At 47.1% G+C, this 14,046-nt stretch carries 23 protein-coding genes; all 23 read left to right on the top strand.

The features are described from left to right. The first annotated feature begins 7 nt into the window (after positions 1 to 7). The 23 genes from rplF (at position 8) to EDC33_RS11250 (ending at position 13,944) form a co-directional block, all read left to right on the top strand. On the top strand, positions 8 to 544 hold the full coding sequence (gene rplF / locus EDC33_RS11360) for a 50S ribosomal protein L6 (RefSeq protein ID WP_040105337.1): 537 nt from the start codon (positions 8 to 10) through the stop codon (positions 542 to 544). A 26-nt stretch (positions 545 to 570) separates the two neighbouring features. Then, positions 571 to 933: a 50S ribosomal protein L18 gene (gene rplR, locus EDC33_RS11355; RefSeq protein WP_040105336.1), complete on the top strand. Its 363-nt coding sequence runs from the start codon at positions 571 to 573 to the stop codon at positions 931 to 933. A gap of 21 nt (positions 934 to 954) precedes the next feature. Next, positions 955 to 1,455 (top strand): 30S ribosomal protein S5, encoded by a 501-nt coding sequence (rpsE, locus tag EDC33_RS11350; RefSeq protein ID WP_031547067.1) that lies wholly within the window; start codon positions 955 to 957, stop codon positions 1,453 to 1,455. A 16-nt stretch (positions 1,456 to 1,471) separates the two neighbouring features. Next, positions 1,472 to 1,651 (top strand): 50S ribosomal protein L30, encoded by a 180-nt coding sequence (rpmD, locus tag EDC33_RS11345; protein WP_031547068.1) that lies wholly within the window; start codon positions 1,472 to 1,474, stop codon positions 1,649 to 1,651. 27 nt (positions 1,652 to 1,678) lie between these two features. Then, positions 1,679 to 2,119, top strand: a complete 441-nt coding sequence (rplO, locus tag EDC33_RS11340) for a 50S ribosomal protein L15 (protein ID WP_040105335.1) — start codon at positions 1,679 to 1,681, stop codon at positions 2,117 to 2,119. Then, complete coding sequence (gene secY / locus EDC33_RS11335; RefSeq protein ID WP_094907276.1) at positions 2,119 to 3,417, top strand: preprotein translocase subunit SecY; 1,299 nt, start codon at positions 2,119 to 2,121, stop codon at positions 3,415 to 3,417. Before rplO ends, secY begins: the two co-directional genes overlap by 1 nt. A 12-nt stretch (positions 3,418 to 3,429) precedes the next feature. After that, positions 3,430 to 4,077 (top strand): adenylate kinase, encoded by a 648-nt coding sequence (locus EDC33_RS11330; protein WP_040105333.1) that lies wholly within the window; start codon positions 3,430 to 3,432, stop codon positions 4,075 to 4,077. A 151-nt stretch (positions 4,078 to 4,228) separates the two neighbouring features. Continuing rightward, the gene (infA, locus tag EDC33_RS11325; RefSeq protein WP_017547668.1) at positions 4,229 to 4,447 is read left to right on the top strand and encodes a translation initiation factor IF-1; all 219 of its coding nucleotides are present in this window, start codon (positions 4,229 to 4,231) and stop codon (positions 4,445 to 4,447) included. A gap of 30 nt (positions 4,448 to 4,477) precedes the next feature. Next, entirely contained in the window at positions 4,478 to 4,591 is a 114-nt protein-coding gene (gene rpmJ, locus EDC33_RS11320; RefSeq protein ID WP_017473641.1) for a 50S ribosomal protein L36, read from the top strand. A gap of 24 nt (positions 4,592 to 4,615) precedes the next feature. Further along, positions 4,616 to 4,981, top strand: a complete 366-nt coding sequence (rpsM, locus tag EDC33_RS11315; protein WP_040105332.1) for a 30S ribosomal protein S13 — start codon at positions 4,616 to 4,618, stop codon at positions 4,979 to 4,981. Positions 4,982 to 5,003: 22 nt separating this feature from the next. Next, positions 5,004 to 5,393, top strand: a complete 390-nt coding sequence (rpsK, locus tag EDC33_RS11310) for a 30S ribosomal protein S11 (RefSeq protein WP_031547075.1) — start codon at positions 5,004 to 5,006, stop codon at positions 5,391 to 5,393. An 87-nt stretch (positions 5,394 to 5,480) separates the two neighbouring features. After that, complete coding sequence (locus EDC33_RS11305) at positions 5,481 to 6,425, top strand: DNA-directed RNA polymerase subunit alpha (RefSeq protein WP_040105331.1); 945 nt, start codon at positions 5,481 to 5,483, stop codon at positions 6,423 to 6,425. An 18-nt stretch (positions 6,426 to 6,443) separates the two neighbouring features. Beyond that, entirely contained in the window at positions 6,444 to 6,839 is a 396-nt protein-coding gene (rplQ, locus tag EDC33_RS11300; protein WP_040105330.1) for a 50S ribosomal protein L17, read from the top strand. A 151-nt stretch (positions 6,840 to 6,990) separates the two neighbouring features. Further along, positions 6,991 to 7,779 (top strand): energy-coupling factor transporter ATPase, encoded by a 789-nt coding sequence (locus tag EDC33_RS11295; protein WP_094907274.1) that lies wholly within the window; start codon positions 6,991 to 6,993, stop codon positions 7,777 to 7,779. Further along, the gene (locus EDC33_RS11290) at positions 7,776 to 8,639 is read left to right on the top strand and encodes an energy-coupling factor transporter ATPase (RefSeq protein ID WP_124011275.1); all 864 of its coding nucleotides are present in this window, start codon (positions 7,776 to 7,778) and stop codon (positions 8,637 to 8,639) included. Before EDC33_RS11295 ends, EDC33_RS11290 begins: the two co-directional genes overlap by 4 nt. After that, positions 8,629 to 9,426 carry an energy-coupling factor transporter transmembrane component T family protein gene (locus tag EDC33_RS11285; RefSeq protein WP_124011274.1) on the top strand — a complete coding sequence of 266 codons (798 nt, stop codon included), beginning with the start codon at positions 8,629 to 8,631 and terminating at the stop codon, positions 9,424 to 9,426. The genes EDC33_RS11290 and EDC33_RS11285 overlap by 11 nt, the downstream gene beginning before the upstream one ends. Before the next feature lie 11 nt (positions 9,427 to 9,437). Next, on the top strand, positions 9,438 to 10,217 hold the full coding sequence (gene truA, locus EDC33_RS11280) for a tRNA pseudouridine(38-40) synthase TruA (RefSeq protein WP_124011273.1): 780 nt from the start codon (positions 9,438 to 9,440) through the stop codon (positions 10,215 to 10,217). 169 nt (positions 10,218 to 10,386) lie between these two features. Then, entirely contained in the window at positions 10,387 to 10,824 is a 438-nt protein-coding gene (gene rplM, locus EDC33_RS11275; RefSeq protein ID WP_031547084.1) for a 50S ribosomal protein L13, read from the top strand. 18 nt (positions 10,825 to 10,842) lie between these two features. After that, positions 10,843 to 11,235: a 30S ribosomal protein S9 gene (gene rpsI / locus EDC33_RS11270; RefSeq protein ID WP_031547085.1), complete on the top strand. Its 393-nt coding sequence runs from the start codon at positions 10,843 to 10,845 to the stop codon at positions 11,233 to 11,235. A gap of 151 nt (positions 11,236 to 11,386) precedes the next feature. Then, positions 11,387 to 11,833 carry a DUF4385 domain-containing protein gene (locus EDC33_RS11265; RefSeq protein WP_124011272.1) on the top strand — a complete coding sequence of 149 codons (447 nt, stop codon included), beginning with the start codon at positions 11,387 to 11,389 and terminating at the stop codon, positions 11,831 to 11,833. Between the two features lie 59 nt (positions 11,834 to 11,892). Continuing rightward, positions 11,893 to 12,348, top strand: coding sequence for a YaiI/YqxD family protein (locus EDC33_RS11260; RefSeq protein WP_124011271.1), 456 nt, complete (start codon positions 11,893 to 11,895; stop codon positions 12,346 to 12,348). A gap of 92 nt (positions 12,349 to 12,440) precedes the next feature. Then, positions 12,441 to 12,950 (top strand): YfiT family bacillithiol transferase, encoded by a 510-nt coding sequence (locus EDC33_RS11255; RefSeq protein ID WP_124011270.1) that lies wholly within the window; start codon positions 12,441 to 12,443, stop codon positions 12,948 to 12,950. A 115-nt stretch (positions 12,951 to 13,065) separates the two neighbouring features. Continuing rightward, complete coding sequence (locus tag EDC33_RS11250) at positions 13,066 to 13,944, top strand: alpha/beta fold hydrolase (RefSeq protein WP_124011269.1); 879 nt, start codon at positions 13,066 to 13,068, stop codon at positions 13,942 to 13,944. The last annotated feature ends 102 nt before the right edge of the window (positions 13,945 to 14,046 follow it).

Genomic DNA, 14,046 nt, shown 5'->3' with positions numbered 1-14,046 from the left:
TAAACAAATGAGCCGTGTAGGTAAACGTATTATTGAAATACCAAGTGATGTTACAGTTGATATTGATGGATCCACAGTTACAGTCAAAGGACCTAAAGGTGAACTGGTAAACACGTTTAACGAAGAAATGACTTATGAATTGGAAGACAACACACTTCAGGTCGTAAGGCCAAGTGATTCCAAGGATCATCGCACAAACCATGGTACAACACGTGCATTGATCAACAATATGGTTGTCGGAGTATCCCAAGGATTCTCCAGAGAGCTTGAGCTTGTTGGTGTCGGTTACCGTGCGCAGATGCAGGGTAAGAAATTGGTACTCAATGTTGGGCTTTCTCACCCGGTTGAATTCGAACCTTCCGAGGACCTTTCCATCTCAGTGGATGGCAATACGAACGTCAAAGTTGAAGGCATCAACAAAGAAAGTGTTGGAGCTCTTGCTTCCAAGATCCGTTCCGTACGTCCACCTGAACCGTACAAAGGAAAAGGTATTCGTTACAAAGGCGAACAAGTACGCCGTAAAGAAGGAAAAACTGGTAAATAATTAATTAAAGTGAGGAGTGAACATCAATGATCGCTAGGATTGATAAAAATAAAGTGCGTCAAAAAAGACATCAGCGCGTGCGCAGCAGACTTTCTGGCACATCAGAAAGACCACGTCTTAATGTCTATCGCTCTAATAAGCATATCTATGCTCAAGTGATTGATGACAGTCAACAGACGACATTGGCAAGTGCTTCTACACAAGATGCTGATTTCAAGAATGAAATTGGATCCAATGTAGACGCAGCAGCTGAAGTAGGTACACTGATAGCTAAACGTGCCAAAGAAAAAGGCGTAGAAAGCGTAGTATTCGACCGCGGTGGTTATCTATATCACGGACGTGTGAAAGCACTCGCAGAAGCTGCACGTGAAAACGGTCTGCAATTCTAATAGAAGGAGGGAATAACATTTATGGCTCGTAGAGAAGAGAAAGTACAGGAATTCGAAGAGCGCGTTGTTACAATCAACCGTATCGCTAAAGTTGTAAAAGGTGGACGTCGTTTCCGTTTCTCTGCACTTGTTGTAGTAGGAGACAAAAAAGGACGTGTAGGCTTTGGTACAGGTAAAGCCCAAGAGGTGCCTGAAGCAATCAAAAAAGCAATCGAAGCTGCTAAGAAAGACCTTATCGAAGTACCACTCGTAGACGGTACTATCCCACACGAAATCATTGGACGTTTCAGCTCCGGCAGAGTATTCATGAAACCTGCAGCCCCTGGTACAGGTGTTATCGCTGGTGGACCGGTCCGTGCCGTACTCGAACTTGCAGGAGTTTCCGACATCTTGAGCAAGTCTCTTGGTGCTAACACTCCGATCAATGTTGTTCGTGCAACAATGACAGGCCTTACTGAACTCAAAAGCGCAGAAGAAGTTGCTAAATTGCGCGGCAAATCAGTAGAAGAGCTACAAAATTAAGGAGGGATTTACAGACATGGCTAAAGTTAAAATCACCCTCAAAAAAAGCTTGATCGGGAGATCTGAGACGCAGAGAAGAACAGTTGCTTCCCTCGGCCTCAGAAAGCTCCAGCAATCGGTCGAGCTTGAAGATACACCTCAGCTCAGAGGTCAGGTTGAGAAAGTCAGCCACTTAGTTTCAGTAGAAGAAAAATAATGATATTATGATATAGGAGGTGCAAGGATGAAATTACATGAGATGAAACCAGTAGAAGGTGCGCGTAAGAACCGCAACCGTGTAGGTCGTGGTATGTCTTCTGGTAACGGTAAGACATCTGCACGCGGTCATAATGGTCAGAATTCACGTTCCGGTGGCGGAGTAAGGCCAACATTCGAAGGTGGACAGCTTCCACTTTTCCGTCGTATCCCAAAACGTGGATTTACGAACATTAACCGTAAAGAATACGCAGTGCTTAACCTGGACGATCTGAATCGTTTCGAAGACGGCACTGAAGTTACACCTGAAATGCTGAAAGAAAATGGTATTGTTAAGAATGCAAAATCTGGAATCAAAGTACTCGGCAATGGTACTCTTGAGAAGAAATTAACAATCAAAGCTCATAAGTTTTCTGGTTCAGCTGCTAAAGCAATTGAGGAACAGGGCGGAAGCTACGAGGTGATCTAATGCTCGGCACGTTATCCAATTTCTTTAGAATTAAAGAAATCCGCAGTAAAATTCTTTTTACTTTGGCAATGCTCGTCATTTTCAAGATCGGCACATATATACCGGTTCCAGGTGTGGATCCGAGTGTGTTCGACATGGGAGCAGGCCAACAGGGCGTGCTGGATCTTATGAACACCTTTGGTGGTGGCGCACTGATGAACTTCTCCATTCTTGCCATGGGCATCATGCCCTACATTACAGCATCAATCGTGGTGCAGCTCCTGCAGATGGATGTTGTACCAAAGTTTGCTGAATGGGCAAAACAGGGTGAAGTCGGAAGACGCAAGCTCAGTCAATTTACACGCTATTTCACGATCATACTCGCGTTCATACAATCGTTGGGAATGTCCTTTGCTTTCAACCAGATGTTCGAAGGTATGCTCCTTGATAATAGTAATATTGGCTCCTACCTGCTCATTGCACTCGTGCTCACAACAGGAACAGCCTTCCTGATGTGGCTGGGAGAACAGATTACGACACATGGTGTCGGAAATGGTATCTCAATCATCATCTTTGCAGGTATACTCAGCGTTCTGCCAAGCGCAATCATTCAGCTCTACCAGCAGAAATTCGTCGGTGCAGATGATACGACGATGGCAGTGCTGCAGATGGTTGGACTCATCATCATGCTCATACTGATTACAGCCTTTGCTGTATTCATACTGCAGGCTGTGCGTAAAATTCCGGTACAATATGCCAAACGTCAACGAACTTCATCACAATTGGCACCACAATCGACATTCCTGCCGCTCAAGGTCAACCCGGCAGGGGTAATTCCGGTCATCTTTGCGATGGCATTTTTCATGCTCCCGCAGACGCTGACACTATTCTTCCCTGATGCCAACTGGGCCCAGACGATCGCAAGATTCGCTGATCCGTCCGATTGGATAGGAATGATCTTTTATGTTGCCCTGATCATTGCATTTACGTACTTCTATTCATTTGTCCAGGTTAATCCTGAAAAGATGGCAGATAACCTTAAGAAGCAGGGAAGTTACGTACCTGGCATCCGTCCGGGTAGGAACACCCAAGACTACATTACGTCTGTATTATATAGGCTCGTATTTGTAGGCTCACTCTTCCTGGCCGGCATTTCCATCCTGCCACTTCTTATTACGAAGTTCATGGATCTGCCGCAAGCGATTCAAATTGGAGGTACGAGTCTTCTGATTGTCATTGGTGTTGCACTTGAAACCATGAAACAGTTGGAAGCACAAGCAAACCAAAGAGAATACCGCGGTTTTAGAAAGCGTAGGTAGGAGGAAAAGCGTATGAATATTATATTGATGGGACTGCCTGGTGCAGGTAAAGGCACACAGGCATCCAAGATTATAAAGAAATACCCGATCCCTCATATTTCAACTGGCGACATGTTCCGTCTTGCCATCAAGAATGGCACGGAACTCGGCAAGGAAGCCAAGTCCTATATGGATAAGGGTGAACTTGTCCCAGATGAAGTGACAATCGGCATCGTCAAGGAACGCTTGAGCCAAAGTGATGCGAAAGATGGCTTCCTATTGGATGGTTTCCCACGTACTGTGGAGCAGGCGGAAGCACTGAACGGCATCATGAAGGAACTTGGAACAAAGATCGACAAAACGATCTATGTTGAAGTTACAGAAGAAGAACTGATGAATCGTCTGACTGGCCGCCGCATCTGTGAAGTCTGCGGCACTACCTATCATCTTGTGTTCAACCCACCGAAGCAGGAAGGCGTTTGTGATCTTGATGGCGGTAAGTTGTATCAGAGGGAAGATGACAACCCTGAAACAGTTGCAAATCGTCTGGAAGTAAACATCCAGCAGACAACACCGATGCTTGACTTCTATGAAGATCAGGGAGTGCTTGTCAAAGTGGACGGTTCCCAGGACATTGATGAAGTGTTCAGCGATGTTGATGCGATTCTGCAAAATATATAAGGATATTCACCTCTTCAGACACTTCTGAGTGAATGTTGCTTGTATTATAACGAAAAATATCCAAGTTCATATTTTGACGTTAAGTGTAGTCTATCTTCACCTGAAGTGGATTTCTAATATAGATTAGAATGCTGTAAAGGGGGAATTTGAAATGAGTAAACAAGATGTTATCGAGCTGGAAGGCACAGTGCTTGACACATTGCCGAATGCTATGTTCAAAGTGGAACTTGAAAACGGGCATGAGATTCTCGCCCATGTTTCAGGGAAAATCCGTATGAACTATATACGTATTCTTCCTGGCGATAAAGTAACAGTCGAAATGTCACCATATGATCTAACACGTGGCAGAATCACTTATCGTTTTAAATAATGGACTCCACATTCTAAGGAGGTAAAACACATGAAAGTAAGACCATCAGTCAAGCCTATCTGTGAAAAATGCAAAGTCATCCGCAGAAACGGCAAAGTAATGGTAATCTGTGAAAACCCTAAGCACAAACAGAAGCAAGGCTAAATTATAAAATCGGAGGTGTAACATATGGCTCGTATTGCAGGAGTAGACGTACCACGTGAAAAACGTGTCGTAATCTCTCTCACTTATATTTACGGTATCGGCAGCTCAAGAGCGGCAGAAATCCTTGAAAAAGCAGGTGTATCTGAAAGTACACGTGTAAGGGATCTTACTGAAGACGAACTGAACAAAATCCGTGAAGTCGTCGACACGTACAAGATTGAAGGTGACCTCCGTCGTGAGCAGAACCTTAATATCAAGCGTCTGATGGAGATTGCTTCCTACAGGGGAATCCGTCACCGTCGTGGACTGCCAGTTCGTGGACAGCATACCAAAAACAATGCCCGTACACGTAAAGGTCCAGTTAAAACAGTTGCGAACAAGAAGAAATAATTAGGGAAAAGGAGGAGAAAAAATGGCTCGTAGACAACAAACACGTAAACGTAAAGTGAAAAAGAATATTGACTCCGGTATCGCGCATATCCGTTCAACATTCAACAACACAATTGTAACTATCACTGACGATTTTGGTAACGCACTGTCATGGTCATCAGCAGGTGCACTTGGTTTCAGAGGTTCTAAGAAATCTACACCATTCGCTGCACAGATGGCTTCAGAGACAGCTTCCAAAGCTGCAATGGAACACGGACTCAAAACTGTCGAAGTTACAGTGAAAGGTCCAGGGGCAGGTCGTGAATCAGCAATCCGCGCACTCCAATCTGCAGGTCTTGAAATTACAGCAATCAAAGATGTCACTCCTGTACCACACAATGGCTGCCGTCCGCCTAAACGTCGCCGTGTATAATTACTGGTCACAGGACAATTCCGAGTGTAATGTAAAACACATGGCTGCATAATATTTCCGGCGTTTAGAGGGAGGATAAGTAGACAAATGATAGAAATCGAAAAACCTAGAATTGAAACAGTCGAAGTATCGGAAGATTCTAAGTTTGGTAAGTTTGTTGTTGAACCTCTTGAAAGAGGATATGGAACAACACTTGGAAACTCCTTGCGTCGCATTCTTTTATCATCATTACCTGGTGCGGCAGTCAAAACGATAGAAATAGAAAATGTACTGCATGAATTTTCTACAATTGAAAATGTTGTGGAAGATGTTACAACAATCATCACAAACATCAAAAAGCTTGCACTCAAGATCTATTCCGAAGATGAAAAAGTTCTGGAAATCGACTTCAGTGGTGAAGGCATCGTCACAGCCGGCGACATCACCCACGACAGCGACGTTGAGATTTTGAACCGCGACCTGAAGATTGCAACAGTATCCAATGGTGGTCAGTTGAAGATCCGCATGATCGCAAATCGTGGCAGAGGTTATACCCTTGCAGAGGGCAATAACAAGAGTGATATGTCAATCGGTGTGATTCCGGTGGATTCGATCTATACACCAATCGAACGTGTCAACTATACAGTTGAAAACACGCGTGTTGGCCAGAAGACGAATTTCGACAAACTCACCCTGGATGTATGGACAGATGGTTCCATCTCCCCGCAGGAAGGCATTTCCCTTGCTGCCAAAATCATGACAGAGCACCTGAACATCTTCGTCGGTCTGACTGATGAAGCTCAGAATGCAGAAATCATGATCGAGAAGGAAGAGGACCAGAAAGAGAAAGTGCTTGAAATGTCCATCGAGGAACTCGACTTGTCAGTACGTTCATACAACTGTCTGAAGCGTGCAGGCATCAACTCAGTACAGGAACTGACTGATAAGAGTGAAGCAGACATGATGAAGGTAAGAAATCTGGGACGCAAGTCTCTTGAAGAAGTTAAGTTTAAACTTGAGGACCTCGGTCTGGGGCTCCGTAAAGAAGACTGATAAAGGAGGTAAATTGCAATGGGCTACAGAAAACTAGGACGCACGTCCGACCAAAGAAAAGCGATGCTCCGTGATCTGGCAACATCCCTCATCGTGAGCGAACGCATTACAACAACTGAACAGAGAGCGAAGGAACTTCGCAGAGTGGTAGACAAACTGGTTACACTTGGCAAGCGTGGAGACCTCGCGTCTAGACGTCGTGCAGGCCAGACAGTACGCAATGTTGAAATCGCAAATGAAGATGGTACGACACAGTACGCACTTCAAAAGCTTTTTGATGATATCGCACCACGTTTTGAAGACCGCCAGGGCGGCTACACAAGCATCAAGAAACTTGGTGAACGCCGTGGAGACGGTGCTGAACTCGTAATCATCGAATTCGTACAAGGCACTGCTGCGACTGAAGAAGCGTAATCTCTTATAAAAGCAGAATGAGTGTTACGATAATGTGGCCTGAGGGCCATATTGTCTAGCTCAACGTACCCTGCAGGCAATACTGAATCATCGCGCGACTCCCATGTGCAGGGTACGCGCTTTTTTATTACATAAAAATGGTGGTGGAGTTATGATTGGTCTTGAAGATATAACCTATAGTTATCGGACAGGTGAATATAGAGCTCTGGATCATATCTCCCTGACCTTCCGGCGTGGGGAATGGGTCTCCATCATCGGACATAATGGTTCTGGCAAGAGTACACTCGTCAAAATACTCATGGGCATACTGAATGACTATGAAGGCACCATCACCGTCGATGGGGAAGTGCTGGATGATGAAAACCGTGCAGAACTGAGGAAGAAGTTTGCCATCGTCTTCCAGAACCCCGACAACCAGTTTGTCGGTGCGACGGTTGAAGATGATGTGGCCTTCGGCCTTGAGAACAATGGCATCGAGAGGGAAGAGATGGTAAGGCGCACCGAGGAGGCGCTCAAGGCGGTCAATATGCTCGAATTCCGTGAACATGAACCATCCAGGCTGTCGGGGGGACAGAAGCAGCGTGTAGCCATCGCAGGGGCTTTGGCGATGTCACCTGAAGTGCTCATTCTGGATGAAGCGACTTCCATGATAGATCCGGAAGGCAGGCAGGAAGTCCTCGATATACTGAAGGCCATCCACCATCAGGGAAAGACGACGCTCGTCTTCATCACACATGACCTGTCAGAGATTGAAGAGAGCGACCATGCCGTCATCATGAAGGATGGCCGTGTCATCAGTGAAGGCACGGTGGAGGAGATATATCAGGATGCGGATGCGCTGGTGGCAAGCCGTCTGGTGCTGCCTTTCCATATGAAGCTGTCCAAGCAGCTCCTAGACGGTTCCTTCATGTCATACGATGAATTGGTGGAACGCCTATGAGGATCGCATTCAAGAATCTGACGAGCATCTATCACCAGAACACCCCCTTTGAACATCTTGCACTGAACGACATCAGTACAACCTTCGAGGAAGGTGTATACTATGGCATCATCGGCCATACGGGCAGCGGAAAATCGACGATGATCCAGACGATGAATGGCCTGCTCCTTCCAAATAGGGGAGAGGTGCGTGTCGGTGATATTCTGCTGAAGAGGAAGTCGAAACAGAAGGAGATCCACCAGGTGAAAAAACATGTGGGCATGGTATTCCAGTTTCCTGAACATCAGCTGTTTGAGGAAACGGTGCTCAAGGATGTCATGTTTGGACCGAAGAATATGGGAATGGATGAAGCTGTGGCACAGGAAAAAGCGGAATACTATCTGGATCTCCTGAGCATTGATGCGTCTCTCTTCCAGTCTTCACCTTTCGATCTGTCAGGCGGACAGATGCGGAAAGTGGCCATCGCAGGCATCCTTGCCATGGAGCCGGAAGTGCTCATTCTGGACGAACCGACGGCAGGGCTGGACCCGAAAAGTCATATCGAAACGATGGCGCTTTTCAAGCGGATCCACGAGGAGATGGGCATCACCGTCATCCTCGTCACACATGATATGGACGATGTCTTCGAGTATACCGACTATGTGAAGGTACTGAGCAGCGGCCATCTTGTGAGGGAAGGCAGAACCCTCGACCTGCTCACTGATGAAGCACTGCTTGGACGTTTTGCACTCGAACCGCCGGACATCGTCAGGCTGATCCATGACCTGGAAGACAAAGGTGTCGTCTTCGACAGCATGCCAAGGAACGTCGAGCAGTTCACCGAACTCTATAGGGAATGGAGGGCGGGTTATGCTCAGTAAAATGCTGCTTGGCAGATATATCCCGGGGTCCAGCATCATCCACCAGCTGGATCCACGTGCAAAGATACTGGCGGTCGTCCTTTTCATGGCCATCGTATTCTTTGCCAACCACTGGACCGGCTACACACTGCTGATCGTCTTCATCACTGTACTGACCAAGACTGCAGACCTGTCCATCCGCTTCCTCTTCAATGGATTGAAGCTGATACTCATACTGCTGCTGTTCACCTTCTTCATGCACCTCTTCTTCACTAAAGGGGGAACTGTGCTTGTCGATGCCGGCTTCTTCACAATAGAATCGGAAGGCATCGTCCGGGGCATCTATATCACCATACGGCTCGCAATGCTTGTCCTGATCACGACGATACTGACGCTGACCACAAGCCCACTGCAGCTGACGGATGCAATCGAACGCATCGCGAAACCACTGAAGTTCTTCAGGGTGCCCGTGCATGAAATTGCGCTGATGATGTCCATCAGCCTCCGGTTCATTCCGACACTGATGGATGAGACGGAGAAGATCATCAAGGCCCAGAGTGCCAGGGGATCGACATTCATGACCGGAAGCCTGATGTCCAGACTGCAGGCGCTGACACCAATCTTCATTCCGCTTTTCATTTCATCCTTCAAAAGGGCCGAGGAGATGGCCATCGCCATGGAAGTGAGAGGGTATCAGGGAGAGGAAGGCAGAACACACTACCGTGTGCTCAACTGGCAGTGGAAGGACACTTTCGCACTGATTCTCATGATCATATTCGGCATCATCCTGTGGATGATCAGACAGTAAGGAGTAGAGGAATGCGCTATCTAGTAAGAACAAGCTATAATGGTGCCGGCTTCAACGGTTTCCAGTACCAGATGGAGGGACGTACAGTCCAGGGGGAGATAGAAAAGATACTGCAGCGGATGCATAAGGTCCCCATCAGAATTCACCCGGCCGGACGTACCGACAGCGGGGTCCATGCACGGGAGCAGTATTTCCATTTCGATACGGATCTGAATATCCCTGAACCGAAGTGGCAGCATGCATTGAACAGTGCAATGCCGGGGGACATAGCGATCCACGAAGTCAGACGGATCAGTCCAGACTATCATATACGCCACCATTCAGAAGGTAAGGCCTACCGCTACCGCATCTACCAGGGTGATATAAGGGACCCATTCGAAAAGGGCCTGAAAACCTATTATCCGTATAAGCTGGATGAAGAAAAGATGCGGGAGGCGATGCAGCATTTCGTCGGCACCCATGACTTCACAAGCTTCTCCAGCGCCAAGTCGCCGATCGAAAACAAGGTGCGCCACATCTATCGTTTCGACCTGATAAGGACGGATAACGGCTATGACTTCCTGATCATCGGTTCCGGCTTCCTCTACAACATGGTCAGAATCCTCGTCGCCTATGTGCTTGAAGTCGGACAAGGCCGGTGGGAAGCTTCCCGCACACCTCAGATCATAGAGGCAAGGGACAGGACCCTCGTGCCCAAGACGGCTCCGCCAGAAGGCCTTTACCTGGAACGTGTATTCCTCGATGAAGAATCACGGAATGAGGCATTGGAAAAATATAATTTAATCCACTGAAACATTGACAAAATACCCTTTTAGGGTTATCATAGACAACGGTATAATTTTATATCACCCACGATAAGCCCCGGAAACTTATTGTGCAAAACGATATAAAGCAAACGAAGCTTTTTTATTTTAGAGAGCATGAATGAGAGCACCACTCATATATTTAGGAGGACTGGAAATGCGTCAAACATTTATGGCAAACGAAGCCAATATTGAACGTAAATGGTATGTTGTCGACGCAGAAGGACAGACACTTGGTCGTCTTTCTTCTGAAGTTGCATCCATACTTCGCGGCAAGAACAAACCGACTTATACACCACACGTTGATACAGGTGATAACGTAATCATCATCAACGCTGAAAAGATCCAAATGACCGGCAACAAAGAACAGGACAAAATGTACTACAGACACACTGGCCACCCAGGTGGAATCAAATCCATCTCAGCCGGTGAACTGAAAAGGAAGAACCCTGTCCGTCTGTTGGAGAACTCCATCAAAGGCATGCTTCCAAAGAACAGACTCGGTCGCGCACAAGGCAAGAAACTTCATGTATACGCTGGAAGCGAGCACAAGCATGAAGCACAAAAACCAGAAAACTACGAACTTCGCGGTTAAGGATAGGAGGTTAAATCATTGGCTAAAGTAGAATATACAGGAACAGGTCGTCGTAAAAATGCAGTAGCGCGTGTACGTCTCGTACCAGGTGAAGGCAATGTTACAGTCAACGGACGTGACATGAGGGATTATCTCCCATTCGAAAGTCTCATCCTTGACTTGAATCAGCCATTCGCAGTTACAGAAACACAAGGTAACTACGATGTACTGGTAAACGTTAAAGGTGGCGGCTTCACAGGACAAGCTCAGGCAATCCGTCATGGTATCGCAAGAGCACTTCTGGAAGCAGATCCGGAAAACCGTGGCGTGCTTAAGAGAGCTGGACTCCTTACACGTGACCCACGTATGAAAGAACGTAAGAAATACGGACTTAAGAAAGCCCGTCGTTCTCCACAGTTCTCAAAACGTTAAGGATACGATTCCGATACTTTCAAGAACCCCATATTTGGGGTTCTTTTTTTGTACATATAGTCAATACCGGGTAGGGAAGTTCAAACCTTCTGGAATAAGGGTATATATAAAGATGACATTTACCAATAAAAATATATCTGGAGGGATATGAATGGCTTTCGACTACGACCTGGATTTTGACAACATCGACTTTCGTGAACAGCCTGAACTCTACAGAGTGGGAAGAGGCGAGCAGGGAGTGCTGATGGTGGAACCCTATAAAAGTGAAATACTCCCGCACTGGCGTTTCAAGACGCCTGAGATTGCCCGGGAATCCTCGGATAAGATCTATCAGATGTATCTGGACTATAAGGAAAAGGACGACTTTGTCGGGATGGACATGGCGAGGAAATTCCTCCAGATGGGATATACGCGCTCCCGACGGTATGCCAATTATAAAGGTGGAAGGAAGTACGACAAGAATGGTGAAGTGAACGAACGGGATATTGACGAGAAGAAGGCCGAATCGGCCGCGATCTTTGAAGAGAAATGGAAGACGGTGCGGGAGGACGAAGATTACCTCAAGCTGAAGAAGGCACATCAGAAGAAGTACGGATGAGATGACGCCTGTTCCAATTTACTTCCGTCTCCAAGGTGTCATTAAGGAAAGGTGATTGGATGAAAGTGATTGTTGATGCGGATGCGTGTCCGGTGAAGGACATCATCATAAAAGAAACAGGGGACAGGCAGGTGCCGGTCGTATTGGTGTCGAGTCTGTCGCACTATTCCACCCAGGAATTGCCTGATCATGTCCGGGCTGTCTATGTGGAAGCGGGTCCGGATGCTGCGGACTTCAAAGTGGTGCAGCTCGCAGCAGCGGATGATATCGTGGTGACCCAGGACTACGGGCTTGCTTCCCTGCTTCTGCCGAAGGGATGCACAGTACTCCATCATAAAGGATTTGAATATGACGCCAGGAATATCGATCATCTGCTTGAGACGCGTTATATGGGCAGCATGATACGTAAAGGCGGCGGGCGGACGAAGGGACCGAAGCCATTCTCAAAGGAGGACAAGGAAGCTTTCCTCAAGCTGTTCCGCCAGAAGATCGGGAGTACAGTGGATAAAGGATAGTTTTTATTCATCGCTTTGAGCGTACAATCGAAATCGAAGCTGGATGTATAGTATATTGAAATGGAAGACATTGTTATGGGAGGAGAATTTTAATGGATGTTAAGTTTCCAATAGGTAAACTGGATGTACCAGAAACACCAACGCTTGAAAATGTACAAGAGTGGGCGGATCAGATCGAGTCCTATACAGGCCAGCTGAGGGGAACAGTCGATGATCTGGATGAAGAAGATCTATCAAAAACCTATCGTGAAGGGAGTTGGACGGTAAGGCAGCTTGTTCACCATATTGCGGATTCTCAATTGAATATGTATCAGCGCCTGAAACTGGCACTTACGGACGATGCACCGACGGTGCCCGGCTTTCTCCAGGAGGAATGGGCGGTGCAGCCGGATACTGAACTTCCTGTAGAGGCGTCCATCAGAATGCTCGAAGGGATGAACGCACGCATCACAGAAGTGGCGCGCAACCTGACGGAGGCGCAGTTGGACCGATATTTCATCCATGAGACGAACGGTAAGATCACTGTAGCAACAAAAGTGGCGAAACTCGCATGGCATGAAGAGCATCACCTGGAACATATTAAGATCGCATTGTCCAAATAATCTGTTGGAATCGCATGATTGCCTCCGGCTTTCCAGATTGTGCTTAGTGAGGCCCTAGACCGGGAATAAATAAAAGAACGGCAAAACGGCTTCATATTAGGAAATGGAGGGTATCATGATGAACATCGATTTCGAGCATATCGAGACGAATGGAGTGGGACTCCATGTTGCAGTTTCCGGCCCCAAGGATGGAGCTCTGGTGATATTGCTCCATGGTTTCCCCGAGTTCTGGTTCAGCTGGAGAAGACAGATCCGTGAGTTGGCCGAAGCGGGATATAGGGTCGTCGCCCCCGACCAGCGTGGATATAATAAAAGTGACAAGCCGGATGGGGTCAGGGCTTACCACATCGATACGCTCAGGAATGATATCATCGGGCTCATCCACTACTTTGGACATAAGGATGCAGCCATCATCGGCCACGATTGGGGCGGTGCGGTAGGCTGGCATCTGGTGAGCACGCATCCCGAACTGGTTCGGGGCTTTGTGGCAATCAACATGCCGCACTTGCCGGTATTTCCCAAAGTCATGCTGACGACACCCCTGCAGTGGCTGAGGAGCTCATACATGCTGTTCTTCCAGATTCCGAAAGTACCGGAGAAGATCATGAGCAGCAACGATTACCGGTATATGGAGCAGGCCCTTAAGATGACGAGTAGAAAAGGGACATTCACAGAAGAGGAGCTTGGTGCATATAAGATTGCTTGGGCAAGGCCCAAGACGCTGACGAGCATGCTGAACTGGTATCGTGCAATGCCCTCCAGCATGAAGAGTGGGCGGAAGCACGATATCGAAGTGCCCGTAAAGATCATATGGGGCAAAGGTGACCAGTTCCTTTCCAGCAAGCTGGCAGAGGAGAGCCTTAAGCTCATCGACAGCGATGCTGTAATCTGGGTCGAGGATGCGACACATTGGGTCCATCAGGAACAGCCTGAATTCGTCAATGACCAACTCCTCCGCTTCCTGAATAAAACCGCTTCCCAGATCATAAGTTGATCATCATTCTGCGCAGCCTACGGCTGTGCTTTTTTATTTTCCTTAATGACGCAAATTAATGTGAAAAAAATAACAAAAACTATTGCATATGTGATAATATTC

It is taken from the genome of Salinicoccus roseus (genome assembly GCF_003814515.1).
GTDB lineage: Bacteria > Bacillota > Bacilli > Staphylococcales > Salinicoccaceae > Salinicoccus > Salinicoccus roseus.
This window is presented reverse-complemented; position numbering and strand designations above follow the sequence as displayed.

Coding starts and splice junctions, on each gene's coding strand:
- EDC33_RS11290 (WP_124011275.1), top strand. CDS start 7,776: ATGAGGATCGCATTCAAGAATCTGACGAGCATCTATCACCAGAACACC.
- rpsM (WP_040105332.1), top strand. CDS start 4,616: ATGGCTCGTATTGCAGGAGTAGACGTACCACGTGAAAAACGTGTCGTA.
- EDC33_RS11305 (WP_040105331.1), top strand. CDS start 5,481: ATGATAGAAATCGAAAAACCTAGAATTGAAACAGTCGAAGTATCGGAA.
- truA (WP_124011273.1), top strand. CDS start 9,438: ATGCGCTATCTAGTAAGAACAAGCTATAATGGTGCCGGCTTCAACGGT.
- EDC33_RS11265 (WP_124011272.1), top strand. CDS start 11,387: ATGGCTTTCGACTACGACCTGGATTTTGACAACATCGACTTTCGTGAA.
- rpmJ (WP_017473641.1), top strand. CDS start 4,478: ATGAAAGTAAGACCATCAGTCAAGCCTATCTGTGAAAAATGCAAAGTC.
- EDC33_RS11285 (WP_124011274.1), top strand. CDS start 8,629: ATGCTCAGTAAAATGCTGCTTGGCAGATATATCCCGGGGTCCAGCATC.
- rplF (WP_040105337.1), top strand. CDS start 8: ATGAGCCGTGTAGGTAAACGTATTATTGAAATACCAAGTGATGTTACA.
- infA (WP_017547668.1), top strand. CDS start 4,229: ATGAGTAAACAAGATGTTATCGAGCTGGAAGGCACAGTGCTTGACACA.
- rplM (WP_031547084.1), top strand. CDS start 10,387: ATGCGTCAAACATTTATGGCAAACGAAGCCAATATTGAACGTAAATGG.
- EDC33_RS11255 (WP_124011270.1), top strand. CDS start 12,441: ATGGATGTTAAGTTTCCAATAGGTAAACTGGATGTACCAGAAACACCA.
- rpsK (WP_031547075.1), top strand. CDS start 5,004: ATGGCTCGTAGACAACAAACACGTAAACGTAAAGTGAAAAAGAATATT.
- EDC33_RS11295 (WP_094907274.1), top strand. CDS start 6,991: ATGATTGGTCTTGAAGATATAACCTATAGTTATCGGACAGGTGAATAT.
- rpsE (WP_031547067.1), top strand. CDS start 955: ATGGCTCGTAGAGAAGAGAAAGTACAGGAATTCGAAGAGCGCGTTGTT.
- EDC33_RS11250 (WP_124011269.1), top strand. CDS start 13,066: ATGATGAACATCGATTTCGAGCATATCGAGACGAATGGAGTGGGACTC.
- rplO (WP_040105335.1), top strand. CDS start 1,679: ATGAAATTACATGAGATGAAACCAGTAGAAGGTGCGCGTAAGAACCGC.
- rplQ (WP_040105330.1), top strand. CDS start 6,444: ATGGGCTACAGAAAACTAGGACGCACGTCCGACCAAAGAAAAGCGATG.
- EDC33_RS11330 (WP_040105333.1), top strand. CDS start 3,430: ATGAATATTATATTGATGGGACTGCCTGGTGCAGGTAAAGGCACACAG.
- EDC33_RS11260 (WP_124011271.1), top strand. CDS start 11,893: ATGAAAGTGATTGTTGATGCGGATGCGTGTCCGGTGAAGGACATCATC.
- rpmD (WP_031547068.1), top strand. CDS start 1,472: ATGGCTAAAGTTAAAATCACCCTCAAAAAAAGCTTGATCGGGAGATCT.
- rplR (WP_040105336.1), top strand. CDS start 571: ATGATCGCTAGGATTGATAAAAATAAAGTGCGTCAAAAAAGACATCAG.
- secY (WP_094907276.1), top strand. CDS start 2,119: ATGCTCGGCACGTTATCCAATTTCTTTAGAATTAAAGAAATCCGCAGT.